The sequence below is a fragment of the Flavobacterium tiangeerense genome (assembly GCF_007830355.1).
Classification (GTDB): Bacteria; Bacteroidota; Bacteroidia; order Flavobacteriales; family Flavobacteriaceae; genus Flavobacterium; species Flavobacterium tiangeerense.
Map to the genome: position 1 here is coordinate 155,684 of NZ_VLKO01000008.1, position 25,802 is coordinate 181,485.

General features: G+C 33.2%; 24 protein-coding genes. 9 read left to right on the top strand and 15 right to left on the bottom strand.

Features of this window, described 5'->3' with window-relative positions; genetic code table 11:
* Positions 1 to 55 precede the first annotated feature (55 nt).
* The 3 genes from accC to IQ05_RS10675 all read right to left on the bottom strand — a co-directional run bounded on the left by accC (position 56) and on the right by IQ05_RS10675 (position 4,392).
* Positions 56 to 1,495 carry an acetyl-CoA carboxylase biotin carboxylase subunit gene (gene accC / locus IQ05_RS10665; RefSeq protein WP_144892796.1) on the bottom strand — a complete coding sequence of 480 codons (1,440 nt, stop codon included), beginning with the start codon at positions 1,493 to 1,495 and terminating at the stop codon, positions 56 to 58.
* 104 nt (positions 1,496 to 1,599) lie between these two features.
* A complete protein-coding gene (locus IQ05_RS10670; RefSeq protein ID WP_144892798.1) occupies positions 1,600 to 2,085 on the bottom strand; it encodes an acetyl-CoA carboxylase biotin carboxyl carrier protein subunit in 486 nt (161 codons plus the stop codon).
* Positions 2,086 to 2,187: 102 nt separating this feature from the next.
* Positions 2,188 to 4,392 (bottom strand): B12-binding domain-containing radical SAM protein, encoded by a 2,205-nt coding sequence (locus IQ05_RS10675; protein WP_144892800.1) that lies wholly within the window; start codon positions 4,390 to 4,392, stop codon positions 2,188 to 2,190.
* Positions 4,393 to 4,548: 156 nt separating this feature from the next.
* Here IQ05_RS10675 and IQ05_RS10680 point away from each other — a divergent pair, with 156 nt between their 5' ends.
* From IQ05_RS10680 to IQ05_RS10695, 4 genes are all read left to right on the top strand, one after another.
* On the top strand, positions 4,549 to 8,622 hold the full coding sequence (locus IQ05_RS10680; RefSeq protein WP_144892802.1) for a DUF7948 domain-containing protein: 4,074 nt from the start codon (positions 4,549 to 4,551) through the stop codon (positions 8,620 to 8,622).
* A gap of 323 nt (positions 8,623 to 8,945) precedes the next feature.
* Positions 8,946 to 10,538, top strand: a complete 1,593-nt coding sequence (gene bshC, locus IQ05_RS10685) for a bacillithiol biosynthesis cysteine-adding enzyme BshC (RefSeq protein ID WP_144892804.1) — start codon at positions 8,946 to 8,948, stop codon at positions 10,536 to 10,538.
* A gap of 16 nt (positions 10,539 to 10,554) precedes the next feature.
* Positions 10,555 to 11,826, top strand: coding sequence for an acyltransferase family protein (locus IQ05_RS10690; protein WP_144892806.1), 1,272 nt, complete (start codon positions 10,555 to 10,557; stop codon positions 11,824 to 11,826).
* 120 nt (positions 11,827 to 11,946) lie between these two features.
* Positions 11,947 to 12,366 carry a nucleoside-diphosphate kinase gene (locus IQ05_RS10695; RefSeq protein ID WP_144892808.1) on the top strand — a complete coding sequence of 140 codons (420 nt, stop codon included), beginning with the start codon at positions 11,947 to 11,949 and terminating at the stop codon, positions 12,364 to 12,366.
* Positions 12,367 to 12,482: 116 nt separating this feature from the next.
* On the opposite strand, the gene IQ05_RS10700 is transcribed toward IQ05_RS10695, so the two are convergent.
* From IQ05_RS10700 to IQ05_RS10755, 12 genes are all read right to left on the bottom strand, one after another.
* Positions 12,483 to 12,779: a DUF721 domain-containing protein gene (locus tag IQ05_RS10700; RefSeq protein ID WP_144892810.1), complete on the bottom strand. Its 297-nt coding sequence runs from the start codon at positions 12,777 to 12,779 to the stop codon at positions 12,483 to 12,485.
* Positions 12,760 to 13,200: a hypothetical protein gene (locus IQ05_RS10705; RefSeq protein WP_144892812.1), complete on the bottom strand. Its 441-nt coding sequence runs from the start codon at positions 13,198 to 13,200 to the stop codon at positions 12,760 to 12,762. The genes IQ05_RS10700 and IQ05_RS10705 overlap by 20 nt, the downstream gene beginning before the upstream one ends.
* A gap of 505 nt (positions 13,201 to 13,705) precedes the next feature.
* The gene (gene ftsY, locus IQ05_RS10710) at positions 13,706 to 14,659 is read right to left on the bottom strand and encodes a signal recognition particle-docking protein FtsY (protein WP_144892814.1); all 954 of its coding nucleotides are present in this window, start codon (positions 14,657 to 14,659) and stop codon (positions 13,706 to 13,708) included.
* A gap of 125 nt (positions 14,660 to 14,784) precedes the next feature.
* Positions 14,785 to 14,937 carry a DUF4295 domain-containing protein gene (locus IQ05_RS10715; protein ID WP_082014152.1) on the bottom strand — a complete coding sequence of 51 codons (153 nt, stop codon included), beginning with the start codon at positions 14,935 to 14,937 and terminating at the stop codon, positions 14,785 to 14,787.
* 71 nt (positions 14,938 to 15,008) lie between these two features.
* On the bottom strand, positions 15,009 to 15,191 hold the full coding sequence (gene rpmG, locus IQ05_RS10720; protein WP_007805817.1) for a 50S ribosomal protein L33: 183 nt from the start codon (positions 15,189 to 15,191) through the stop codon (positions 15,009 to 15,011).
* Positions 15,192 to 15,218: 27 nt separating this feature from the next.
* Positions 15,219 to 15,455, bottom strand: a complete 237-nt coding sequence (gene rpmB / locus IQ05_RS10725) for a 50S ribosomal protein L28 (RefSeq protein ID WP_024980263.1) — start codon at positions 15,453 to 15,455, stop codon at positions 15,219 to 15,221.
* Between the two features lie 75 nt (positions 15,456 to 15,530).
* Positions 15,531 to 16,781, bottom strand: a complete 1,251-nt coding sequence (locus tag IQ05_RS10730; RefSeq protein WP_144892816.1) for a CinA family nicotinamide mononucleotide deamidase-related protein — start codon at positions 16,779 to 16,781, stop codon at positions 15,531 to 15,533.
* 148 nt (positions 16,782 to 16,929) lie between these two features.
* Positions 16,930 to 17,274, bottom strand: coding sequence for an Hpt domain-containing protein (locus IQ05_RS10735; RefSeq protein WP_144892818.1), 345 nt, complete (start codon positions 17,272 to 17,274; stop codon positions 16,930 to 16,932).
* Complete coding sequence (locus tag IQ05_RS10740; RefSeq protein ID WP_144892819.1) at positions 17,274 to 17,885, bottom strand: fumarylacetoacetate hydrolase family protein; 612 nt, start codon at positions 17,883 to 17,885, stop codon at positions 17,274 to 17,276. The genes IQ05_RS10735 and IQ05_RS10740 overlap by 1 nt, the downstream gene beginning before the upstream one ends.
* Positions 17,886 to 17,924: 39 nt before the next feature.
* Positions 17,925 to 18,701, bottom strand: coding sequence for a 3'-5' exonuclease (locus IQ05_RS10745; protein WP_086453246.1), 777 nt, complete (start codon positions 18,699 to 18,701; stop codon positions 17,925 to 17,927).
* A 139-nt stretch (positions 18,702 to 18,840) separates the two neighbouring features.
* Positions 18,841 to 20,148 (bottom strand): dihydrolipoamide acetyltransferase family protein, encoded by a 1,308-nt coding sequence (locus tag IQ05_RS10750; RefSeq protein WP_144892821.1) that lies wholly within the window; start codon positions 20,146 to 20,148, stop codon positions 18,841 to 18,843.
* Positions 20,149 to 20,232: 84 nt separating this feature from the next.
* The gene (locus IQ05_RS10755) at positions 20,233 to 21,444 is read right to left on the bottom strand and encodes a glycosyltransferase family 2 protein (RefSeq protein ID WP_144892823.1); all 1,212 of its coding nucleotides are present in this window, start codon (positions 21,442 to 21,444) and stop codon (positions 20,233 to 20,235) included.
* A gap of 130 nt (positions 21,445 to 21,574) precedes the next feature.
* On the opposite strand from IQ05_RS10755, the gene IQ05_RS10760 reads away from it, so the two are divergent.
* From IQ05_RS10760 to rpmI, 5 genes are all read left to right on the top strand, one after another.
* Positions 21,575 to 22,078 (top strand): RNA polymerase sigma factor, encoded by a 504-nt coding sequence (locus IQ05_RS10760; protein WP_144892825.1) that lies wholly within the window; start codon positions 21,575 to 21,577, stop codon positions 22,076 to 22,078.
* Positions 22,075 to 22,683: a hypothetical protein gene (locus IQ05_RS10765; protein WP_144892827.1), complete on the top strand. Its 609-nt coding sequence runs from the start codon at positions 22,075 to 22,077 to the stop codon at positions 22,681 to 22,683. Before IQ05_RS10760 ends, IQ05_RS10765 begins: the two co-directional genes overlap by 4 nt.
* Before the next feature lie 172 nt (positions 22,684 to 22,855).
* Positions 22,856 to 24,802 carry a threonine--tRNA ligase gene (thrS, locus tag IQ05_RS10770; protein ID WP_144892829.1) on the top strand — a complete coding sequence of 649 codons (1,947 nt, stop codon included), beginning with the start codon at positions 22,856 to 22,858 and terminating at the stop codon, positions 24,800 to 24,802.
* Positions 24,803 to 24,818: 16 nt separating this feature from the next.
* Positions 24,819 to 25,376: a translation initiation factor IF-3 gene (gene infC / locus IQ05_RS10775; protein WP_370514380.1), complete on the top strand. Its 558-nt coding sequence runs from the start codon at positions 24,819 to 24,821 to the stop codon at positions 25,374 to 25,376.
* Between the two features lie 116 nt (positions 25,377 to 25,492).
* Positions 25,493 to 25,690, top strand: coding sequence for a 50S ribosomal protein L35 (gene rpmI / locus IQ05_RS10780; RefSeq protein WP_022827375.1), 198 nt, complete (start codon positions 25,493 to 25,495; stop codon positions 25,688 to 25,690).
* Positions 25,691 to 25,802: the final 112 nt, after the last annotated feature.

Consider the following 25,802-nt stretch of genomic DNA (forward strand, 5'->3'; position numbering starts at 1 on the left):
TTCATTAAAAAAAAGGCTTGACTAAGCTATTTCTAAATAATGGATAAAAAATAGTTTAATTCAACAAGCGTATGATTTTCTGGTCTTCAAAATAGTGCTTTAGAGCTACCATAGCAGCAATTTCAGCTTCTTGTTCCATTTGTTGTTTCAAAACTTCAGCATTGTAATATTTCTTAACGAAATGAGTATCAAAATTCCCAGAACGAAAAGCCTCATGTTCAAAAACAAATTTTCCGAAAGCTAAGGTTGTTTGAACACCCTCAACATGATAGTTTTCAATAGCCTTGATCATAATTTGAATTGCCTCTTCACGAGTTTCACCAAAAGCAATCAATTTAGCTAACATTGGATCGTAATAAATGGGGATATCCATACCTTGTTCAAAACCATTATCTACACGAACACCTTCGCCAACAGGCAATTGATATACATCCAGATGCCCTACACTTGGTAGAAAATCATTCATAGGGTCTTCGGCATACACACGCAATTCTACGGCATGACCCTTTATTTTAAGATCTTCTTGTTTCATGGCTAATGCTTCGCCCCTAGCAACTCTTATTTGTAATTCTACAAGATCTGTTCCCGTTATAATCTCGGTCACAGGGTGTTCCACTTGCAAGCGCGTGTTCATTTCAAGGAAATAAAAATTGTTATTTTCATCCAATAAAAATTCGACAGTACCCGCACCTAAATAATCGCAAGACTTTGCGACTAATACTGCGGCTTCACCCATTTTTTGTCGCAATTCAGGACTTAAAACTGAGGAAGGAGCCTCTTCAATTACTTTTTGATGGCGGCGTTGAATACTACATTCTCTTTCAAACAAATACAACACATTACCATGACTGTCAGCCATTACTTGAATTTCAATATGCCTAGGAGAGCCCACGTATTTCTCAATAAATACAGATCCGTCACCAAAAGCAGCAATTGCTTCACTGATAGCGCGATCCATTTGAGATTCAAAATCAGCTACGCTTTCTACCACACGCATTCCTTTTCCTCCGCCTCCAGCAGATGCTTTAATTAGAATTGGAAAACCAACTTCCTTTGCTATCAACTTTGCTTTTTCAACATCAGTAATAGCCTCATCAAAACCAGGTACCATAGGAATATTGTATTGCTTTACAGCCTCTTTGGCTGCTAGTTTACTTCCCATAATTTTAATGGCTCTAGACTTTGGACCAATAAAAATAATGTTGTTTTTTTCGCACTCTTCGGCAAAATCAGCATTTTCACTTAAAAATCCATATCCAGGATGAATAGCATCTACATTTAGGTTTTTGGCAACTTCAATAATTTTATTTCCAAGCAAATACGACTCGCTTGAAGGTGCTTCTCCTATACAAACCGCTTCGTCAGCAAATTTCACATGTGGCGCATTTCTATCAACTGTAGAAAAAACAGCCACTGTTTTAATCCCCATCTTTTGAGCGGTTTTCATCACTCGAATAGCAATTTCACCTCTATTGGCAACTAATATTTTTTTCATTTTATATCTTTTAAACCGCAGATTCGCAAATTTTACTCTCTTAAAATGTATTGCATTGAGTAAAGCAACCTTGTAATTTCAATTTGCAAACTAGCTGTATTTTATTATTCAAATTCAATTAATAACTGACCTTTATCTACAGCATCACCTGTTTGTACAGAAATGCTTTTAATAACACCTTCGCGTGGTGAAAGAAAGCTATTTTCCATTTTCATGGCACCTAGAATAATCAAATTATCATTTTCTTTCACTGTTTGCCCTACAACTACATTGATTTCTAAAATCAAACCAGGCATAGGCGCCTTGATAAAATTTACTTGTTTTGAAAGTCCTGTTTCAAAACCCATTTCTTTTATCAAACTATCCAGCGGGCTAGAAATTGCAACAGTATAGGTGTTGCTATTTACCTTTACGGTATATTTTTTTTGATGAAAATCAGCAGATAGAATTTCTGCTTTAAAGGCTACATTTTCATGAAGAATATGAAAATTATTTTTTTCGATACTTACAGCATCAACTTGTGCAACACGCTCGCTATCCAAATCAAAATGAAAAGTGTCGTTTACAGTAACTTTATAATCAATACTCATTTGCTTCTTATTTTAGTGTTGTAAAAATAAGTAAAAGAAAACGTTTTCGTAATCGAAAAATAAAAGTTTTATGCTAATTAGATATAGTTTATTGAAAAAAACTTAAAGTACTAACAACTTATATTCTCTTAATGTTTTAATAGGCTTTGAGTACCAAAACAATTCAAAATCTTCCAGACTTAGTTCAAAATCTGCTTTTAATTCCTGAAAAGTATAATTTTTAACATTCAAAACGGAGATTTTTTCCAAAGTTTTCACCAACCATTCACCCTCGTTTTTATTAGTAAGAATACTAAAAGGCTCTTTTTTATCATGAAAAGTAAGTGTAGTCATCTCCCATGAATTTCCTTTCTTAGATTTAGTAAAATGATCCACTAACGGCTTTCCTCCTAGCCAAACAATTTTGGCAGTGGGTTTTATATTGAAAGTTTCTTCATCTTCTATAGCGTTAACAATAAAATCAGATTGAATTTTTGTTTTTGGAATCTTAAATTCAAACCAATCCTGAAGATCGTATTCAAAAAAAATTCCGTGCATGTAATTGTAAAGTGATTTTTTAAGTCCAAAACTAAACTTGTCGTGATTTATTCCAGTAGCATCAGTATAATCAATATCATTGTTAGCAAATGTCCCTATGCTTTCTGTGTTTTTTTTAACTCCAAATTGCTCTGGGTACAAACCGACAGGACTGTGTGCTGTCATGGCAAACTGATGCCAAAATCCCGATTGCAAAATACCAACTTCAAATAATTGACGCACCATTTCAAGGCTATCAATAGTTTCCTGAATGGTTTGAGTAGGGTAACCATACATTAAATAGGCGTGCACCATGACACCGGCTTGGGTGAAATTTCGGGTTACACGAGCCACTTGTTCAACCGTTACGCCTTTGTCAATTAATTTTAATAATCGATCTGAGGCTACTTCAAGACCACCAGATACCGCTATACAACCAGAGGCTTTTAGTAGCAAACACAAATCCTCAGTAAAACTCTTTTCAAATCGAATATTAGTCCACCAAGTGACCGCTAATTTTCGGCGCAAGATTTCCAATGCTAAGGCTCTCATTAAAGCTGGTGGAGCTGCTTCGTCAACGAAATGAAAACCTGTTTCCCCTGTTTGGGCTATCATTTCCTCCATTCTATCGCACAATAAATTAGCAGCAACAGGTTCGTAAATTTTGATATAATCTAATGAAATATCACAAAACGTACATTTTCCCCAATAACATCCGTGCGCCATGGTGAGTTTATTCCAGCGACCATCACTCCACATACGGTGCATGGGATTCACAATTTCAATAACCGAAATGTATTTATCCAAAAGTAAATCTGAATAATCAGGTGTACCTACTTGTGATTGCTTGTAATCAGGTTTAGCAGAATTATTTTTATAAACTACTTTACTGTTTTCTAATAAAAAAGTTCGTTTGTAAGTATTGTAATTTGGGTTTTCAATGGAATGAATTAACTCGTCAATTGGCATTTCTCCATCATCCAAAGTAATAAAATCAAAGAATTCAAAAACACGCGCATCCGAGAGTGAACGTAATTCCGTATTGGGAAAACCGCCGCCCATTGAAATTTTAATATTGGGATAATTCTTTTTCACCCATTGTGCAGATCGGAAAGCAGCATATAAATTCCCTGGAAACGGAACCGAAATCAGGAATAAGGTAGGTTGAATAGCTTCGATTCGCTCTTTTAGAATTGAAAGTAATATTCCGTCAATATAAGTTGGCTCACCTTGTAAAGCTTCGTACAGCTCGTCAAATGAACTTGCACTTCGACCCAACCGTTCCGCATAGCGGCTGAAACCAAAATTAGCATCAACACATTCCACGATAAAATCCGAAATATCTTCCAGATACAGGGTGGCAAGATGTTTGGCTTTATCTTGTGTTCCCATTGTTCCAAAAGCCCAATCGAGTTCTTCTAATTGTGTAAATCGAGAAGCTTCTGGCAAAAAATCTTCTTGACAAATTTGAAGCGCCAATGTTGGATTTTTTCCTTGTAAAAAAGCAATAACAGGATTAATTGTTTTAAGATATTCTTCTTGCAAAGCATAAATACGCTTTGAATTGTCTGAGATAGTTTCGCTTGGAACTTGAAACCTAAAACTTGAAACCTGAAACAAATTTAAAAGTCCATCTTTTGAAAATAATTTCAAAATCACTTCAATCCCTAAATCGGCCTGAACAGACTCAATGTTTTTGGTATTTAGAAACCCTTTAATATATGCCGTTGCCGGATAAGGTGTATTCAGTTGGGTAAAGGGTGGCGTGATGAGGAAGAGTTGGGTTTTCAAAGCGGTATTGTTTTGATGCAAAAATAAGGGATAAAAATTGTTTTTTTTGAAAAAGATTGATTACCAAAATTTTGATTAAAAAAAACACATAATCTCGAAGATAGATTATTTTTTTTATATATAATTAGCTACATTTATACCTGCTAAATTTGAAAAATGAAATACAAAATACTCCTACTACTTATTTTAACAATCACATCTTCTTTTGCTCAAAATAAAAACAAAACAATTGGTTTTAAAGAGAATAAAGGTCAAATTCTAGACCAAAATGGCAAACCCAATGATGCAGTAAAATATCTTCTAAACTCATCCGGATTGAATGTTCAAATTAAAACTAATGGTTTTTCATACGATATTTATGAAACCAAAAAACATCCATTAACTGAAAAGCAAAAAGCAAAAATTCATCCATCATTTCAACCCGAAAAAAATAAAGAAGTAATTCCTGACTATTCTTTAGAACACATTTACCATAGGATAGACATTGACTTTCTGAATTCAAATCCTAATGTAGAACTCATAAAAGAAGAAAAATCGAAAGATTACGATAATTTTTATAACGTTCCCAATAAGCCCAATGGTGTTTTAAAAGTGCATAGATACCAACAAATTACCTATAAAAATATTTACCCTAACATTGATGTGATTTTCACGGTTCCAAAAGACACATCAAAAACCGTAGAGTACAATTTTGTAATCCACCCAAAAGGAAAAATATCAGATATACAATTAAAGTTTAGAGGAGCTGAAACAGAATTAGTTGACAATAAAATCCAAATGAGCGTTCGTTTTGGCGAAATGGAGGAAACCCTACCTGCCAGTTGGACTGAAGATGGGGAAGTTAAAAAAGAGATTGCGGTTGGTTATAAAAAAATAAAGAAGAATGTTTATGGCTTTGAAAGTGCTGAAAATATATCTGGCAAAACTGTGGTAATTGATCCTGTACCCATTAGGCTATGGGGGACATATTATGGTGGTGAAGGAGAAGAAAACACTTTTAATGGTATTGTTAAAACAAATAATCAGTTTGTCTACATAGGCGGTCATACCTCAAGCGCAACTAACATAGCAACTAGTACTAGTCATCAATCAAGTCTTATTGAATATATTGATGCCTTTATCTCAAAATTCAATGAAAATGGCGAAAGAATTTGGGGCACATATTATGGTGGAAATCATAGAGATATATTTAGAGCAATAGATTTTGATAATAATAATAATCTTTATGCTTTGGGAGACACAGGAAGTACAACAAATATTGCTACACCAGGATCACATCAAACAACTTATAACGAATGGTATGATGTAATGTTAATCAAATTTGATCAAAATGGACAAAGAATATGGGGTACATATTATGGCGGAGAATTTGTCGAAGATGCGACAAGTATAAAAATTGATAATAATCAAGATATATTAATTGCAGGTTTAACTCATAGTATTAATAATATAGCTACTGCCAACAGTTTTAAACCTTCAGTACCTCCCACAACTTCTAGTCAAAATCAAGGTTCGGATGGATTTCTTGCCAAGTTTTCTCCAAATGGACAAAGAATATGGGCGACTTATTATGGGGGCAATGACGGACATGATGCTATTATTTCTATAGACGTTGATTCAAACAATAATATTTTCTGTTCAGGAACAACTACAAGCTTTAATGGAATAGCTACAATTGGAGCTTACAATGAAAAATTCAATTATGCTACTACGGTATGGCATGATTCATTTGTTGTAAAATTCAATTCTATGGGAGAAAGACTATTCGGTACTTATTATGGAGGACTCGACTACGATTTTAATAGTGATTTAAAAATAGATAATGACAATAATTTCATAATTTCTGGTCAAACAAGAAGTATTGATGGTATTGGAAACACTAATTCATACTCACAAAACAATAATGGTGAATGGGACATTTATCTTGCAAAATTTACAAATAATGGAAAGTTAATTTGGAGTACATTTTATGGAGGATCAGGATCTGATGGCAATTTGGGAAATAATACAATAAACATCGATGAAAATAATTCAATTTATCTTTTCAGTAGTGGCACTAGTGAAAATAACATTTCAACAGTCGGGTCTTACCAAGAAAATTTGAAAGGTTATTCAAATTTATACTTAATAAAGTTTAAACCTACTGGTGAAAGAATTTGGGGAACCTACTATGGAGGAGAACGCGCAGATTATTCTGGAGACATCGCATACGAAAAAAATGGTGTTTTTTATATATCTGGATGGACATACAGTAACACTAACATTGCTTCAGCAGATGCTTTTCAAAAAAATAAAAATGGAGATATTGATACTTTTTTGATAAAATTCAAAGACTGTGTTTCTAATATTACCGTCACTAGTAATAATCCAATATGCACAGGAGCTACTCTTGAACTTAAGGCCTCAGGTGGAACCAATTATTCCTGGACTGGTCCCAATGGGTTTACTTCATCACTACAAAACCCTACAATTACTAGTGCTACTGCCATAAATAGTGGCAAGTATTTTTGTAGCATTACAGGAACAGGAGGTTGTGATGACACAAAAAGTATAGATGTTCTTATTGGAGATACAGATGCACCCATCCCCGATTTAACAACATTACCTACTATTTCAGGAGACTGTAATACCTCAATTACAACAATTCCAACTGCCACAGATACTTGTGCAGGAACAATTACAGCTACTTCTTCAAGTCCGCTTTCTTATATTTTACCAGGAACTTACACGATTGTTTGGAACTATCAAGATGGAAATGGAAATTCGGTTACTCAAGAGCAAAAGATAATTATTAATGCTCAACCTTTGCCTGTTTCAAACTCTCCCCAAACCTTTTGCATCCAACAAAATGCAACTTTAAATTCGATTGCCATCACTGGGCAAAATGTAAAATGGTATGATGCTTTAATCAATGGAAATATACTTGATAATAGTACTTCTTTGCAAAACGGCATTACTTACTATGCATCACAAACTTTAAACGGGTGCGAAAGTGAGAGAACTGCTGTTTTAATAAATATTCAAAATACATCCACACCAATTGCAAATACAAATCAAACCTTTTGTAGTAATCAAAATCCAACAATTGAAGCAATTCAAGCAACTGGAAGTAATATAAAATGGTACGATGCATCTAGCAATGGTTCTTCCATAGCAGCAACTACAAATCTTATTGATGGCACAACTTATTACGCTTCTCAAACCATTAATAATTGCAAAAGCCCGCGATTAGGAATTACAGTTTCAATTGTAGATACTCCAGCTAGCCCAACTGCAAATGCCTTTCAATCCTTCTGTAAAAATGAAAATGCAACACTTGGTACTATCCAAATGTCAGGACAAAATATAAAATGGTATGATAGTATTATAGCGACAGTTGCTCTCCCTAATGACAAAATATTAGTAAACAATACTACTTACTATGCTTCTCAAACCATAGGTTGTGAAAGTAGTAGAATTCCAATTCTAATTAGAATTCAGGATACACAATTACCATTAGCTAAAAGCAATCAACAATTTTGTATCTACGAAAACCCACTTCTTTCTAACTTAACTATTTCTGGAACAGCCATCAAGTGGTATGATACTCAAGTAAGCGGCAACATTTTATCAAACACGACTCCTCTCCAAAACGGAAAAACCTACTTTGCAACACAAACAATTAATGGTTGTGAAAGTGAACGACTAGCGGTTACTCCAACTATTCAAGATACTGCTCCTCCAACAGCAGAAGCAATACAATCCTTTTGCGTTCAAAAAAATGCGAAAATTAGTGATATTTCAATTTTAGGACAAAACATAAATTGGTTCGATAGTCTCACGTCTTCGATAAGTTTACCTGAATCCACTTTACTAACTAATCGAATAACCTATTACGCCTCCCAAACTATAAACAATTGCGAAAGTAACAAAATCTCAATTTTGATTACTATTCTCGATGCCACAAATGATGAATGTATTAATTTGGTAGATGAACTTCCATATCCAAAATTCTTTACACCAAATAATGATAACTTCAACGATACATGGACAATCGATTTTAATTATTTAGAACCCAACTCGTCCATTAGAATATTTGATCGCTATGGTAAACTGGTCAAAGAATTAAGAAATAATGATTCTTGGGATGGAACATATCTTGGTTATATGCACCCAGCTAGTGACTATTGGTTTACGGTTATTCGAAAAAACGGTTCTGAATTTAAAAGTCACTTTAGCTTAAAACGATAAAAAAAGGTCTTCAAAATAAACTTAGAAGACCTTTAATATGCAATTTGGATATTAAAATTTATATTATTCTCTAATACAATGTTTTTGGTATTCAAAAACCCTTTAATATAAGCCGTTGCCGGATAGGGCGTATTCAATTGCGTAAAAGGCGGCGTGATTAGAAAAAGTTTTGTTTTCAAAAGAGAGATTGTTTTGTTGCAAAAATAAAGGTTAAAAATAGATTCTTTGTCATTTAAAAATAGACTTTTCCTAAACATATCTTAAACCAAAATTAACTAACTTTACTTTTTATTACTTTAGCGACAAATTTAGAAACTCAAAACATGCCAACCGACTGTATCAGCTATCAAAATTCCGGATATTTCTCTACCTTGATGAACGATTATTTAGATCAAAAAAACAATTTAGATACCCTGTACAATAGATTTCCAAATCTTGAAAACTTTGAAGAGCAAATTCTTGAAAAGCAAAATAATTTCGACAATAGCAACAGATCCATTTTAGTTTCTACTTTACAAAAACAATATTTAAAAGTTGAAACTTCCGTTTTGACTAAACAAAATATTGAATCTTTAAATAATTCAAATACATTCACTGTTACAACTGGTCATCAACTGAATTTATTCAGCGGACCCTTGTATTTTTTGTATAAAATCATTTCGACAATTAATTTAACAACAGAATTAAAAGCGAAATATCCAACATACAATTTTGTCCCTATTTACTGGATGGCAACCGAGGATCATGATTTTGAAGAAATCAATTATTTCAATTTTAAAGGTAAAAAATTCCGTTGGAACAAAGAAAGCTCAGGACCTGTGGGTAGATTATCAACTGAAGGCTTAGCAGATTTTCTTGAAGTATATGCACTCGAATTAGGTTCCAGTATAAATGCAAATACCCTCAAAAAATCATTTGAAGATTCTTATCTCAAACACGATAATCTCGCCGATGCTACTCGGTTTTTAGCCAATGCGCTATTTGGGAATTATGGCTTGGTAATCATTGATGCCGATAATGCTGACTTAAAGCGCAGCTTTATTCCATACATCAAAGAAGAATTACTGCAGCAAACTTCTCATAAATTAGTACTCGAAACCGCTGAAAAATTAAAAGAGTACACCATTCAGGTAAATCCGAGAGAAATAAATCTGTTTTATATTGAAGATAACATCCGGGAACGCATCATCTTTGAAAACAATAAATACAAAATAAACCACACTAAACTAGAGTTTTCTGAAACAGAAATACTATCCCTTTTAGAAAATAATCCAGAAAAATTCAGTCCAAATGTGATCATGAGACCCCTATATCAAGAAGTAATTTCACCAAATCTTTGCTATATTGGCGGAGGCGGAGAAATTGCCTATTGGTTAGAACTCAAATCTTTTTTTGCTGCTGCAAAAATTACTTTTCCAATGCTTCTGCTAAGGAATTCTGTTTTATTAGCAACCGAAAAACAAGCTAAAAAAGCAGATCAATTAAACTTGAGTTGGTCCGACTTGTTTTCAAAACAAAAAGACTTAAGAAACAATAAAACTAAAGAATTATCAGATATTCAAATTGATTTAAAAGATTTAAAAGAGCAATTAAAACAACAATTTGATTCTCTTCATCAACGTGCAACAAAAACCGATCAATCTTTTATGGGAGCTCTAAAAGCTCAGGAGGCCAAACAAATAAAAGGATTAGAAAACCTAGAAAAACGTTTACTAAGAGCTCAAAAAAGAACTTTGAGTGATGTTTTACAGCGCATTACCGATTTACAAAACGAACTTTTCCCAAATCATAGTTTACAGGAACGACAAAATAATTTTTCAGAATTTTACCTTGAATATGGTGAAAATTTAATTCCGCAATTGATTCAAATGCTAAAACCATTGAAATCTAATTTTGATATAATTAAATTTCCTTAAGAAAAACCATAAATAAATGATAAAAGAACGCCTAATTTCGCTGGATGTATTTAGAGGATTTACTATTTTATTGATGACTATTGTCAATAATCCAGGAAGCTGGGCGACTGTTTATCCTCCTTTATTACACTCAGATTGGAATGGTTGTACTCCTACAGATTTAGTTTTTCCCTTTTTTATTTTTATAATGGGCGTAGCGGTTTCATTTGCAATGCCTACAAAAAATTTTGATGACATAACCTTTAATAAAATACTAATTCGCTCCTTACGAATGTTTTGTTTAGGAATGTTTTTTAATTTTTTTGGAAAAATACAAATCTTTGGACTAGAAGGAATTCCATTATTAATAGGACGAATAATTATAACAATTACCTTAGGTTATGCACTAATGGGTAGTTTTAATGCAAGAGTAAAAACATATTTAGCTATTGGTGTTTTTGTTATATTTTTATGCTTAGCATATAGTGGAATTGAAGCTTATCAAGACGTCAGGCTACCGGGAGTTTTACAGCGCATTGGAATTGTATATTTTGTAATATCGCTTTTATTTCTAAAAACAACGCTTAAAATGCAAATCATAGTAGCATCAACAATTTTACTAGGATATTGGGCAATAATGACATTGATTCCAGTCCCAGGAATTGGATTAGCAAATCTTGATAAAGAAACTAATTTGGCATCATGGATTGACAGCGTCTTTTTAAAAAATCATGTATGGGCGGTTACTAAAACTTGGGATCCAGAAGGAATTCTAAGTACAATTCCTGCAATAGCTTCAGGAATAATAGGTTTGCTCATAGGTCAATTACTCAATCGTCCAATACCTAAACTGGAAATTGTAAAAAAAATGGGAATTGTTGGAATTATTCTTATTATTCTTGGGCTTTTATGGAGCATTACATTTCCTTTAAATAAATCACTTTGGACGAGCTCTTTTGTTTTATACACATCTGGCATAGCAACACTTTCGTTAACTATTTTCTATTATGTAATTGATGTTGCTAACTATAAAAAGTGGACAAAACTATTTCTTTTTTGGGGAGTAAATCCAATGATTGTATTCTTCTTTTCGGAAATAATTCCACAAGCATTAGAAATGATTCAATTTCAAAATCCAGAAATCCCTTCTGAACAAATCAATCTTCAAAATTATCTGTACCATTTTTGGATTGCACCCATTTTTAATAATCCTATGACGGCATCCTTAGCCGGAGCTTTGATCTATGTAACTATTTGGTCTTTCATTTTAAGACTATTTTATAAACATCAATTAATCTTTAAGGTTTAATTTAAAAAAAAGACCTGATTAATCTTAAACAACCTCCTTTTAATTGGTGATTTATTAAAATAAACACATAAAAAATGTTTACTTTTGCACCCAATTCGAAAAACTTAAAAAAACAAAAAAATGGCTACTAATAGAACATTTACAATGATCAAGCCTGATGCTGTTGCTAATGGACACATCGGAAACATACTTGCTATGATTACTAATGCAGGTTTCAAAATCGTTTCTTTAAAGTTAACACAACTTACTGTTGCTGATGCTCAAGCATTTTATGCTGTTCACGCTGCAAGACCTTTTTACGGTGAATTAGTTGAATTCATGTCAAGAGGACAAATCGTTGCTGCAATTTTAGAAAAAGACAATGCAGTTGAAGATTTCAGAACTTTAATTGGAGCTACAAACCCAGCTGAAGCTGCTGAAGGAACTATCCGTAAAGCATACGCAACTTCTATTGGAGAAAATGCAGTTCACGGTTCTGATAGCGATGAAAATGCAGCTATTGAAGGTGCTTTCCATTTTGCTGGAAGAGAGCAATTCTAGTATTCAGTTTTCAGTCACAGTAAACAGTGACATATAAAAACAGAAAATCCCGTCTCAAATTGAAACGGGATTTTTTATTTGCAATCTCATTGAAAACTAAACACTTTGAATTTACACTATCTCAAAACCACATCTTTCACCACATCGCGTCTTAATTCCTCATTGATCATTTTGATGATTTTAGACTTTCCGTGACTTAATTCCTCTCGCAGAACAGACGAAGTCAACTCTACATACAGCGTACTTCCTTTCAAAACTACATTGTTCGTATAACTGTTCACACCATTCCCCATAAGATTTTTCCAAGCATCTTTTACATCAATTTGATCCATACCAGGTTGTAACTTATTCACTTGGATTATTTGTTTCAAAACATCCCCTATAGTACTCTGATTATTTAATCTCTTTGCCATCGCCCATCAAGTTTATTGCCGTTGCTCTTTTATAGTGGTATTCCGTTTTGTCTTTATTCAAAAGCACCAACTCTTCATTAGTCAAGACTATAATTTCCTCACTCCATTTCATATAAGGCGTTGTGTAGTCTATAAAAACACGCTTATCCTCATAACGTACAGCTACTTTTTCCTCTACATCATTCACTAAAAAGGTACCATCAAGTTGTGGCATCACTTTTTTTCTAATCCCTTTATGTTTTACAATCTTAAAATAATCGTAAACCTCATTCATCCTATACTCTTTATCCTCAATAGAGTCAAAAACAACTTTTTTAACCTCCCAATATCCATTTAACAGAGCAACATCTTCGGTTTTAATATTTTGCTTACATGCCAAAAATACCAAGATGAGAACAAAAAAACCAACTACCTTTTTCATATCTATTTTTTTTAGGAGCTATTTCCTGCTGTACGCTGTATCTTTTTCTTGCTACCTTCCTTCGTCAGTAGTATCAAGAAAAAGGATGCCGCTTCCATCAGGGCTAGACCATTCTACTATAATTGTAATTGTGTAATTAGGTTGTAAAATACCAACCAAAAATAAAAAAAACGTATCTATAGCTTTGTCAATACAACAAAGACTTATAAAAAGATATTAGTTCAATTCGCTTAAAAAACAAGAAAACTCGCAATATATCCGTCATATCTTGTTTTGAATTCAGGTTTTAGTTTCCCGATCACCAAATAAAAATCAAGTATTACTTAGACTTTATTCGAATCAAAAAGCCAGCCACAAAAAAAGCCAAACCCAATAAAATCAAAAAATAATACAAACTGATGAACTGCCCCCGAATAAGATTAGCTACAACAAAGCACAACACACTAATCAGATAAAAGTATAGCGGTGGCATGTTTTTGATAGAAGAAAAATTCATAGTAACAATTTATTTGAAAAAACTATCTACAAACTCCAATTTGTTAAAAACTTGAAGATCCTCAATACCTTCACCTACTCCAATGTATTTTACTGGAATTTGAAACTGATCAGAAATTCCGATAACAACACCACCTTTTGCAGTACCATCAAGTTTAGTAACTGCTAAACAACTCACTTCTGTTGCAGCAGTAAATTGTTTTGCTTGTTCAAAAGCATTTTGTCCAGTAGATCCATCAAGAACTAATAAAACATCATGTGGTGCATCGGCAACCACTTTTTGCATTACACGCTTCACCTTAGACAATTCATTCATCAAATTAATTTTATTATGCAAACGTCCTGCTGTATCAATAATAACAATATCTGCTTTTTGAGCTACCGCTGATTGCAAAGTATCAAAAGCCACCGAAGCAGGATCACTTCCCATTTCTTGTCTCACAATTGGAACGCCTACACGATCTGCCCAAATTTGCAATTGATCTATAGCAGCGGCACGAAACGTATCTGCAGCACCCAAAACTACTTTATAACCTTGCTTTTTGAATTGATATGCTAATTTACCAATGGTTGTCGTTTTTCCTACTCCATTTACACCAACCACCATAATAACATAAGGTTTAACATCAACGGGAATTATAAACTCTGATGATTCGCCCGTATTGGTTTCAGAAAGTAAACCAGCTATTTCTTCCCTCAGTATTTGGTTCAACTCTGAAATACCTAAATATTTATCTGACGCAACTCGCTTTTCAATTCTAGTAATGATTTTCAACGTAGTACTTACTCCTACATCAGAGGCAACAAGAATTTCTTCTAGATTATCTAGAACTTCATCATCTACTTTAGACTTTCCTGCAACAGCCTTAGTAAGTTTTGAAAAGAAATTTGTTTTTGACTTTTCTAAACCTTTATCTAGTATCTCTTTTTTCTCTGATGAAAATATCTTTTTAAAAAAACTCATTGTAAGTAGGGTATAAAATGAACTATAAGTCTTAAAAAACACTTGGTTTTTTTTCGGGGTAAATATAGAAAATAAAAAAGCTACTTCCGAATGAAAGTAGCTTTTCTATATAGTATCTCTGTTAATTATTTCTTTTTCAAGAACTCATCAACAGCTTCAGGAGTCATAATAGATTCTACGAATGTATATGCACCTGTTTTTGGAGATTTCACCATTTTGATGGCTTTTGATAATCTCTTAGAAGATGTTTGTAACGATGCTACGGTTTTCTTTGCCATGATTCAAATGTTATTTAAATTTTAATTAGGTTTGAAACGTAAACATTTTAACCTTATAAAATTTGTAATTATTACTTAATTTCTTTGTGAACAGTTACACGCTTCAGGATTGGATTAAATTTCTTAATCTCTAATCTATCTGGTGTATTTTTTTTGTTCTTAGTAGTGATGTATCTTGAAGTACCCGCAACACCAGTTGTTTTGTGTTCTGTACATTCTAAAATTACTTGGATTCTATTACCTTTCTTTGCCATCTTGCTATATATTTATTGTGGAACGGATTATTTAATAAATCCTTCTGACTGTGCTTTTTTCAAAACAGCAGCAATTCCATTTTTATTAATTGTTTTTATCGTAGATGCAGCTACTCTTAGAGTAATCCATCTATCTTCTTCTGGAAGATAAAAACGCTTTTTAACTAAGTTCACAGAAAATTTTCTCTTAGTTTTGTTCATAGCGTGAGAAACGTTATTTCCTACCATCGCTCTTTTACCTGTAAGGTCACAAACTCTTGACATTATACTTATCTTTTATCGTTAATCAAAATCAGGGTGCAAAGAAAAGAAAAATAAACCTATTAACCAACAATAATTTTACACAATTTTCAAAATTTCTTTATACATTAGCTCTAAACTTTTTATCACAGCCCTATCTATCACTTTTTCACGGGGTTGGCCAAAATTAAATTCCTCAACAATTATTTCACTTGGCGTAGCAATTGCTACAAAAACAGTTCCAATTTCAACATCTGAATCTCCTTTTAACGGTCCAGCGTTTCCAGTTGTAGCAATTGCATAATCTGTTTTCATAATGACTCTTACACTTGAAGCCATAGCAGAGACTACTTCTTTACTTACCACCGAATGGGTTTCTATATCTTGTTTTGAAACTCCCAAAACATCAATTTTGGCTTGCGTATCATAAGTAACCACGCCACCTTTAAAGTATTTAGATGCTCCAGCTGCTGCCGTTAGCACTTGTGCAATCTTACCTCCGGTACAACTCTCGGCAGTTGCAATTGTCTTATTATGCTTTGCAAGTAAAGATCCCAGAACAACTTCCAGCGTTTCATCATCATCAAAACCCACAATAATGTCCTTGATAATCTCAGTTACTGAATTTACATTTTCTTGAATAGCTGCTTCTAGAATTTCTTTATCTGCACCGCGTGCTGTCAACCTCAAACGGACTCTTCCAGGCGCTGGCAAGTAGGCTAATTTTATAAAGGCAGGCAATGCATTTTCCCATGCTTCAATACGCTCTGCAACTACACTTTCGCCTTGTCCATATGTCAAAATGGTTTTGTGCATAATGTAAGGACGTTTGTATTCTTGCACAATCTTAGGAATTAGCTGATTTTCAACCAAATATTTCATTTCATAAGGAACACCTGGAAGTGAAACATAAACTGTATTTTCTTTTTTAATCCACATCCCGGGTGCCGTACCTACCTCATTATGCAACACAATACATTTTGATGGAACTAGAGCTTGATCTTTGTTTACTTGTGAAGCTGGCCTATTCATAACCCGTTCAATAAGCGCTACAACATGCTTTTCAACATCTTGATTGACTATTAATTCATCTTCAAAGTAATCACAAAACGTTTTCTTTGTAATATCATCTTTTGTAGGCCCTAACCCTCCCGTAAGCAAGACAAAATCAACAGTGTTTTGCAATCTTGACAAGGTTTGTAAAATATGGTTTTTATCATCACTTATAGATAACATTTCTATTGTTTCGATTCCAATTCTATCTAGAGCCTTAGCTATAAATCCCGAATTAGTATCTGTAATTTGACCAATTAATATTTCATCACCTATTGTAACTATGGTTGCTTTCATTAGTAAATTTTAATTATATAATTATCGTATTGGATTTTAAGAACCAATAACTATTTATCATTATATTGTTTCGGAATAAAAATACAACTTTACAGATATTGTTTATAAAAAAAGTGACCCGAAAAGGTCACTTTTTTTATAATAATATTTACACATCAAAATCTTTTTTGATTTCTTTCACCGCATCATTGACTTGGTTTTTAACACTTTTAAAAGTCTCTTTTATATCCTTCTTTTTCCCTTCGGCTTTTGTCCAAGCTTCAATTTGTAAAATTTCTTCAAAAGCAACATTCATTCCCATTAAATCCAGAGTTGGCTTTATCTTATGTGCATATGCATAAGCATGCTTGTGATCTTTCTTTTTGATACCTTCTTTAATTTGCAATAAATCTTCTGGAACTTCGGTAACAAACAAAGTCAATATTTCATTGACAAATTCTGGGTCATTATCTGAAAGTGCGTACACTTTTGATAGATTGTAATGTATAGCCATTATTTTACTTGTATTCTAAATAGTTGTTGTCCTTCTAAAAATCCCTCTAAAACGTCATCTTGATTTACAGCTGCTACTCCTTCTGGAGTTCCTGTAAAAATTACGTCGCCAATTTTAAGTGTAAAAAACTGCGAAACGTAAGACACCAATTCATCAATCTTCCAAAGCATCAAGCTTGAATCTCCTTTTTGAACTGATTTTCCATTTTTAAGAAGTTCAAATGTAATATTTTCTAATGAAGAAAATTGACTTTTAGGTAAAAAATCCCCTAAAACAGCAGAACCATCAAATGCCTTTGCTTTTTCCCATGGCAATCCTTTTGACTTTAATTTCTCCTGTAAATCACGTGCTGTAAAATCAATTCCAACACTTATTTCATCATAATATTTATGAGCAAACTTAGGTTCAATATACTTACCTACTTTACTAATTTTAACAATCAACTCGATTTCATGATGCACATCATTTGAAAATTCAGGAATAACAAAAGGATGTTGTTTTAATAAAATAGCCGAATCTGGTTTTAAAAAAACAACAGGCTCCGATGGCTTTTCATTATGCAACTCTGCGATATGATTGGTATAATTTCTACCGATACAGATTATTTTCATTTCTTAATTAAAAAATTTAATGATTGAAAGATTCAAAAATTAGCTTAATTTATTGTTCAGTTTTCGAAGTTTAATCGCCGTTAAAACTTTCTTGGTATATAAAGGAAAGTCAGCATTTTGAATCCAACTAAAATAGCCTGGTTCTGTTTCTAACACCTTTTCTACTTTGACACCTTTATGTTTTCCAAAGGTAAAAATCTCTTCATTATCCTTGTCAAATGCTATCATTCCTGCAAAATCGGCAATTTTCTTGCGAGTTGTAAATTCAGACAACGATTTCATGTCATTTTCCAATTCTGGATAACGATCTAATTGCGCTTTTAAAATCTCATAAGTAGCCATCGTATCTGCTTCAGCTGAATGGGCATTTTCAAGATTTTTACCACAATAAAACTTCAATGCAGCACTAAGTGTGCGCTCTTCCATTTTATGAAAAACAGTTTGAACATCAACTGAAACTCTATTTTTCATGTCAAAATCTACTCCTGCACGAAGTAATTCTTCGGCTAATAAAGGAATATCAAAACGATCTGAGTTAAATCCAGCTAAATCACTGTCCTTAATCATGTTGTACACCTGCGTTGCCAGCTCTTTAAAAGTTGGTTCATTAGCTACTTTTTCATCAGTAATTCCGTGAACCGCTGTAGTTTGTGCCGGAATAGGAATAGTAGGATTTACCAACCACGTTTTGCTTTCCTTGTTCCCATTAGGAAAAACTTTGAATATTGATATTTCTACAATTCGGTCTTTTCCAATATCAATTCCAGTAGTTTCAAGATCGAAAAAGCAAATTGGTTTATTAAGTTTTAGTTCCATTTTTTGTTTTTGAATGTGACAAATATAAAAATTTGGAGTTAATTCCAAAGCTAAACAAAGACTAATAAAAGCAGAATAAAAAATAAAACCCCTGATAGACTTTTATATCAATCAGGGGTTTAAATATGATTTAAGTAATTTAAACAGCTCTATCAGCATCAAAAGCCTCTAAATATTCAGCTACACGTTTTACGAAACTACCTCCTAATGCACCATCAACTACTCTATGATCATAGCTGTGTGATAAGAACATTTTTTGACGAATTCCTATAAAGTCTCCTTCAGGGGTTTCAATAACAGCAGGTACTTTACGAATAGCTCCAAGGGCAAGAATACCTACTTGTGGCTGGTTTATAATTGGCGTACCAAAAACACTTCCAAAAGTCCCAACATTAGTAACCGTATAGGTTCCTCCTTGAGTATCATCTGGTTTTAATTTACCCATTTTTGCACGGTTCCCTAAATCGTTTACCGCTTTTGCCATTCCTACTAAATTCAACTGGTCAGCATTTTTAATAACAGGAACAATTAAGTTACCGTTTGGTAATGCAGCCGCCATTCCTAGATTAATATTTTTCTTCTTGATGATATAATCGCCATCAACAGAAATATTCATACCTGGAAAATCTTTTAAAGCTTTGGCTACAGCCTCCATAAATATAGGAGTATAAGTAAGCTTTTCACCCTCGCGTTTTTCAAATACGTTTTTATTTTTCTCTCTCCATTTTACAATATTCGTAACATCCACCTCTATAAAAGATTGTACATGCGCTGATGTTTGAACTGAAGCTACCATATAACCCGAAATTAACTTTCGCATACGATCCATTTCTATCACTTCATCACCACCGTTTACAGAAACTGGCACCGCTTTTTGAGCTACAGGCACCGCAGCAGGAATAACTTTCTCTACAACTGGGGCAGGTGTAGCAACTACTGACTGGTTTCCTCTATTTTTCACATACTCAAGGATATCATTTTTAGTAACTCTACCTTCTTTTCCAGTACCTGTAATAGATTCAAGCTCAACGAGAGAAACACCTTCTTCTTTTGCAATATTTTTAACAAGCGGCGATAAGAATTTTTCTGAATTAGAAAAATCTACTGGCGCAGCAATGGTATTTTTCACAGCCTCAACTTCTTTTTCAATTGAAGTAGCTGCCACAGGTGTAGCAACTGCTGCTTCAGTACTTCCACCATCAGTACCTTCTGTTTCAATGATTGCAATGGTTTGACCTACTTGTACTAAATCATCTTTTCCAAAAAGTTGTTCTACAAGAACTCCTGAAACCTCACTTGGTACCTCACTATCTACTTTATCAGTAGCAATCTCTAGTACCGCTTCATCAGCTTCAATCTTGTCTCCAACTTCTTTTAACCAGTTGGTAATAGTTGCTTCTGCAACGCTTTCTCCCATTTTTGGAAGTTTTAATTCATATCTTGCCATATTATTAACCTAAAAGGTGATATTGATTTTCAGTTTGCGAAATTACTAAATATTTCAAATATAAATTACATTAAATATAATTTTTTACGTCATTTTAACTACCTCACCACGTGATGTACTATTATTACTTCCTATTAAAAAATCGGTAGCTTTTGGCTTAATTTTAAAAGTTATTCGTTGGTTAAATCCCTCTTTCTTTGCAGATTCCTGAATAGCGATACAATCCTTAAATGATATAAATTCATTGTCAAGAATAATTTCAACATTAGTTTCCTCTTTCACTATTGACGAAAGTAGCATTTTTTCTGTTTTTAAATCATGAAATTTTACTTTTTTTTGTAACGAGCGTTCCATTTTTTGAAGTAAACTTTGATCATTGGAAAACAAAATATATTTCGGAGAAATTATCTTTTTTGTTTTCTGGAATAATGAATTGCCTTGAATAGTCTTGTATATTGTAAATAGAGAAACCCCTATTTTCATAAAAAAAGCAAACAAAAGTTCGTTAATTTTAAACTTAGATTTCGAAGCGCTGAAGTGTTTTTTGTAAAAAAAGTGCATCGCCTCTGAAAATCGCCTCATATACAAGCCATCTTTATGAGTACTTTCTCCTTTATAATGAATAACAGTAGTTACACCAAAGTAATAATTATTATACCCCCCTTTTAGCGCCATGTAAGACAAATCAATATCATCAGAATACATAAAACAAGCTTCGTCAAATCCACCTAATTCTAGGTACAACTTTCGTTTTAAAAGCATAAAAGCACCGACTAAAACATCCACTTTACCAGTTTCCTCCTCCTGTAAATGATTTGCATAATACTTGCCTAAGATTTTAGATTTAGGAAAAAGTTTATAGAGACCCGCAATCTTTGTAAAAGCCACAAAAGGAGTGGGAACTCCGCGCTTACTCTCTGGAAGAAAACCACCAGAACCATCAATTAGCTTGCAACCTACAATACCTAATTTGTCTTGCGTTTTAGCAAATTCTAGAATTTTTAAAAAAGTATCTTCAGCCACAACCGTGTCTGGATTTAGAATACAAACATACTCTCCCGAGGCTTGGTCGACACCTATATTATTCCCTTTGGGGAAACCTTCATTCGATTTGTTTTGAATTAACTTTACCGTTGAAAATCGTTGCAATACCATTGCACAACTATCATCGACAGAATTATTATCAACCACAATTATCTCGGCATCAATACCTTCAATTGCTTTTTGAACACTGATTAAACAAAGCTCTAGAAAGTACCGAACATTGTAATTAAGAATAATAACAGATAGTAACATGTGACAAATGTACAGAGAAAAACAAATAATAGAAACTTGAATATTATTTATCAATATTGCTAGTATAAAATTTGACGACAAAAAACATATTTTGTGTAACAAAAACCATTAACTCTCCACTAACGTAATTATGAGTGAAAAACTAGAACAGACTTTTGTGCAACTTTTGCAAGAAAACCAGAATATAATCCACAAGATTTGTAGGTTGTATACTAATGGTGAAGATGCGCATAAAGATTTGTTCCAAGAAATTACGATTCAGTTATGGAAAGCTTTCCCTAAATTTAGAGGAGACAGCAAATTTTCTACTTGGGCTTATCGCGTGGCCTTAAACACAGCAATCACTTTATATCGAAAAACAAAACGTTCTATAAGTACTGTGGAGTTTGAAGGCAGACAACATTTTCTTAATGATGTAGAATATGATTATGAAGAGGAAGAACAATTAAAATTAATGTACAAAGCGGTTTATCAATTGAATGATATTGAAAAAGCATTGATCTTCATGTATCTTGAAGACAAAGACTACCAAGAAATATCTGAAACATTGGGAATTAGCGAAGTTAACGCAAGAGTAAAAATGAATAGAATAAAAGGTAAATTAAAAAAAATATTAAATCCATTAGAAGCATGAAAGAACTGGATTTACTCAAAAAAGACTGGCAAAAAGAAGGAAATACTTTTGAACAAGTCTCTACAAACGACATTTATGTGATGATTCATAAAAAATCATCTTCATTAGTGAAGTGGATACTAATTGTTAGCATTTTAGAATTTTTGATTTTAAATGGGATATCTATTTTTATCAGTAGCAAAGAATATGATGCTTTTGTAATTGCACACCCCATAATAAAAACTCTAGAAATCATTAATTACGTTGTGATTTTTGGTTTTATAATCCTATTCTACAAAAATTACAAATCCATTTCAACTTTAAATTCGGCCAAAGATTTAATTAAAAAGATATTAAAAACAAGAAAAGTAGTTACGTACTACATTTTTTGGAATATCATTTTTGGTGGACTAACAGGTACTTACGTTGGCTTGCAAGGTTTCAATGAAGGCATGAAAGACGCAAACACAAATGCGGACGTTTTAGACACCTCAAATATTATGGTGGTACTTGTTTTTGGATTATTTTTAATGGGCTTTATTTGGTGCTTTTATAAGTTAGTTTATGGTACTTTCTTATCCAGACTGAGCAAAAATTACAATGAATTAAAAAAAATTGACTTGTAAAAAAAATCAAATTACAATCTGAATTTATCAACTATAATATAAAACAGAAACAATACAAGCAAATTTTACTTGCTTGACCTTCAATTAAACAATTATTTATAAAACAATACATACACAACTATTGTTTGTATTTTTGTAATGGACTATATTTGCATTCTTAAAATAACAAACAATGATTAAGATTACTTTACCCGATGGGTCAGTTAGAGAGTTTGCTCCAGGAGCAACTCCAATGGATGTTGCAAAAAGCATCAGTGAAGGATTTGCCAGAAATGTAATTTCGGCTTCTTTTAATGGTACTACAATTGAAACAACAACCCCACTAACCACGGATGGTAGCCTTACATTATTTACTTGGAATGACGCCGATGGTAAAAAAGCATTTTGGCATTCTACTTCACACGTAATGGCGCAAGTTCTTGAGGAAATGTACCCTGGAATTAAATTAACGTTAGGACCCGCAATCTCAAATGGATTTTACTATGATGTAGATTTTGAAGATCATAAAATCACAGATGCTGATTTCAAAAAAATTGAAGACCGTGTTCTTGAAATTTCAAGAGGAAAACACGAATTTAAATTGCGTCCCGTTTCTAAGGCAGATGCTTTAGAATTATACAAAGACAACGTTTACAAAACAGAGTTGATTACTAATCTTGAAGATGGTACAATTACGTTTTGTGATCACGATACCTTTACTGATTTGTGCCGTGGTGGTCATATTCCTAACACAGGAATAATCAAGGCAATGAAAGTAATGAGCGTTGCTGGTGCATACTGGCGTGGAGACGAGAAAAACAAACAATTGACTCGCGTTTACGGAACATCGTTCCCAAAACAAAAAGAATTAACTGAATATCTAGAATTATTAGAAGAAGCAAAACGTCGTGACCACAGAAAACTTGGAAAAGAACTTGAGTTATTTGCCTTTTCACAGAAAGTGGGTGCTGGATTGCCATTGTGGCTACCTAAAGGCGCGGCTTTGAGAGATCGATTGGAGCAGTTTTTGAAAAAAGCCCAGAAAAAAGCAGGTTACGAGCAAGTTGTGACTCCGCATATTGGTCAAAAAGAATTGTATGTAACGTCAGGTCATTATGCAAAATATGGAGCTGATAGCTTTCAACCAATTAACACACCAGCTGAAGGCGAAGAGTTTTTATTGAAACCGATGAACTGTCCGCATCACTGCGAAATATACAATGTTCGTCCGTGGTCATACAAAGACTTACCAAAACGTTATGCTGAATTTGGAACTGTATATCGTTACGAACAAAGTGGAGAATTACATGGTTTAACTCGCGTAAGAGGTTTTACTCAAGATGATGCTCACATTTTTTGTACACCAGAGCAATTAGACGAAGAATTCAAAAAAGTAATTGACTTAGTACTTTATGTATTTGGTTCATTAGGATTTGAAAACTTTACAGCCCAAATTTCGTTAAGAGATAAGGAAAATAGAGACAAATACATTGGTACCGATGAAAATTGGGAAAAAGCAGAAAATGCAATCATCAATGCTGCTGCAGATAAAGGTTTAAACACTGTAGTAGAATATGGTGAAGCTGCTTTTTACGGTCCAAAGTTAGATTTCATGGTTAAAGATGCCCTTGGAAGACAATGGCAATTAGGAACTATACAAGTAGACTACAACCTACCAGAACGTTTTGATTTAACCTATAAAGGATCTGATAATGAATTACACCGTCCGGTAATGATTCACAGAGCACCTTTTGGTTCTATGGAGCGTTTCATTGCGATATTGCTAGAACACACAGCAGGAAATTTCCCGCTTTGGCTTATGCCAGAACAGGCTATAATATTGTCATTGAGCGAGAAATATGAAATATATGCGAAAAAAGTTTTAGATTTGCTAGAAAATCACGAAATTCGCGCCCTAATTGACAATAGAAATGAAACTATTGGAAAGAAAATTAGAGATGCCGAAATGCAAAAAACACCGTTTATGTTGATTGTAGGTGAGGAAGAAGAGAAAAACGGGACCATTTCTATACGCCGTCACGGCCAAGAAGGAAAAGGAAATGTAACTGTTACAATAGAAGAATTTGCAGCTATTGTAAACGAAGAAATTAGCAAAACATTGAAAGTATTTACAGTTTAACTTAAATTATAAAGTCATAGCAATAAGAAGCAACAGAGGTTACCAACCTCGCGTAGAAAAAAAAGATGCCCACAGGATAAATAACCTTATTCGTGGTGTACAAGAAGTAAGGCTTGTAGGTGAAAACATCGAGCCAGGTGTTTTTAAACTTGCAGAAGCCCTGAGGTTAGCAGATCAGTTTGAATTGGATTTAGTTGAAATTTCTCCAAACGCTGAACCACCGGTTTGTAAAATCATGGATTACAAGAAATTTGTTTACGAACAAAAGAAACGTGATAAGGTTTTAAAAGCGAAATCTACACAAGTTGTTGTGAAAGAAATTCGTTTTGGTCCTCAAACTGATGAGCATGATTATGAATTTAAAAGAAAAAACGCAGAAAAATTCTTAAAAGAAGGCGCAAAGCTGAAAGCATTTGTATTCTTTAAAGGGCGTTCAATTATTTACAAAGATCAAGGTCAGATTTTATTATTAAGACTGGCAACAGATCTTGAAGAATTTGGGAAAGTAGAGGCTATGCCTGTTCTTGAAGGAAAAAGAATGATCATGTTTATTGCTCCTAAGAAGAAAAAATAAGTCTTAAAGTCAAAAGTCTTAAAGTCAAAAGTATTCAGCTTTCGACTTTAAGACTTTAAAGACTTTACTACTATATAAGATAAGTAAGTAAGAATAAATTAAAACACTAGGAAAAAATGCCTAAAATGAAAACCAAATCTAGCGCCAAGAAACGTTTTAAAGTTACTGGTTCTGGAAAGATTAAAAGAAAGCATGCTTTTAAAAGTCACATCTTGACTAAAAAATCTAAAAAACGTAAATTAGCTTTGACACATTCAGCGTTAGTTCACAAAACAGATATGAAAAGCATCAAACAACAATTAAGAATTATCTAATAAGTCCAAAGTTAGAAAGTCTTAAAGTCAAAAGTTCACACTTTCGACATTCGACTTTTGACATTTGACTAAAGATTTCTTTAGGTTAAAACAATTTAAAATAACCTTGGAG

Excerpts from the sequence above, each read along its gene's own strand:
- accC (WP_144892796.1), bottom strand. The coding sequence starts at position 1,495 with ATGAAAAAAATATTAGTTGCCAATAGAGGTGAAATTGCTATTCGAGTG.
- IQ05_RS10670 (WP_144892798.1), bottom strand. The coding sequence starts at position 2,085 with ATGAGTATTGATTATAAAGTTACTGTAAACGACACTTTTCATTTTGAT.
- IQ05_RS10680 (WP_144892802.1), top strand. The coding sequence starts at position 4,549 with ATGAAATACAAAATACTCCTACTACTTATTTTAACAATCACATCTTCT.
- bshC (WP_144892804.1), top strand. The coding sequence starts at position 8,946 with ATGCCAACCGACTGTATCAGCTATCAAAATTCCGGATATTTCTCTACC.
- IQ05_RS10690 (WP_144892806.1), top strand. The coding sequence starts at position 10,555 with ATGATAAAAGAACGCCTAATTTCGCTGGATGTATTTAGAGGATTTACT.
- IQ05_RS10695 (WP_144892808.1), top strand. The coding sequence starts at position 11,947 with ATGGCTACTAATAGAACATTTACAATGATCAAGCCTGATGCTGTTGCT.
- IQ05_RS10700 (WP_144892810.1), bottom strand. The coding sequence starts at position 12,779 with ATGGCAAAGAGATTAAATAATCAGAGTACTATAGGGGATGTTTTGAAA.
- IQ05_RS10705 (WP_144892812.1), bottom strand. The coding sequence starts at position 13,200 with ATGAAAAAGGTAGTTGGTTTTTTTGTTCTCATCTTGGTATTTTTGGCA.
- ftsY (WP_144892814.1), bottom strand. The coding sequence starts at position 14,659 with ATGAGTTTTTTTAAAAAGATATTTTCATCAGAGAAAAAAGAGATACTA.
- IQ05_RS10715 (WP_082014152.1), bottom strand. The coding sequence starts at position 14,937 with ATGGCAAAGAAAACCGTAGCATCGTTACAAACATCTTCTAAGAGATTA.
- rpmG (WP_007805817.1), bottom strand. The coding sequence starts at position 15,191 with ATGGCAAAGAAAGGTAATAGAATCCAAGTAATTTTAGAATGTACAGAA.
- rpmB (WP_024980263.1), bottom strand. The coding sequence starts at position 15,455 with ATGTCAAGAGTTTGTGACCTTACAGGTAAAAGAGCGATGGTAGGAAAT.
- IQ05_RS10730 (WP_144892816.1), bottom strand. The coding sequence starts at position 16,781 with ATGAAAGCAACCATAGTTACAATAGGTGATGAAATATTAATTGGTCAA.
- IQ05_RS10735 (WP_144892818.1), bottom strand. The coding sequence starts at position 17,274 with ATGGCTATACATTACAATCTATCAAAAGTGTACGCACTTTCAGATAAT.
- IQ05_RS10740 (WP_144892819.1), bottom strand. The coding sequence starts at position 17,885 with ATGAAAATAATCTGTATCGGTAGAAATTATACCAATCATATCGCAGAG.
- IQ05_RS10745 (WP_086453246.1), bottom strand. The coding sequence starts at position 18,701 with ATGGAACTAAAACTTAATAAACCAATTTGCTTTTTCGATCTTGAAACT.
- IQ05_RS10750 (WP_144892821.1), bottom strand. The coding sequence starts at position 20,148 with ATGGCAAGATATGAATTAAAACTTCCAAAAATGGGAGAAAGCGTTGCA.
- IQ05_RS10755 (WP_144892823.1), bottom strand. The coding sequence starts at position 21,444 with ATGTTACTATCTGTTATTATTCTTAATTACAATGTTCGGTACTTTCTA.
- IQ05_RS10760 (WP_144892825.1), top strand. The coding sequence starts at position 21,575 with ATGAGTGAAAAACTAGAACAGACTTTTGTGCAACTTTTGCAAGAAAAC.
- IQ05_RS10765 (WP_144892827.1), top strand. The coding sequence starts at position 22,075 with ATGAAAGAACTGGATTTACTCAAAAAAGACTGGCAAAAAGAAGGAAAT.
- thrS (WP_144892829.1), top strand. The coding sequence starts at position 22,856 with ATGATTAAGATTACTTTACCCGATGGGTCAGTTAGAGAGTTTGCTCCA.
- rpmI (WP_022827375.1), top strand. The coding sequence starts at position 25,493 with ATGCCTAAAATGAAAACCAAATCTAGCGCCAAGAAACGTTTTAAAGTT.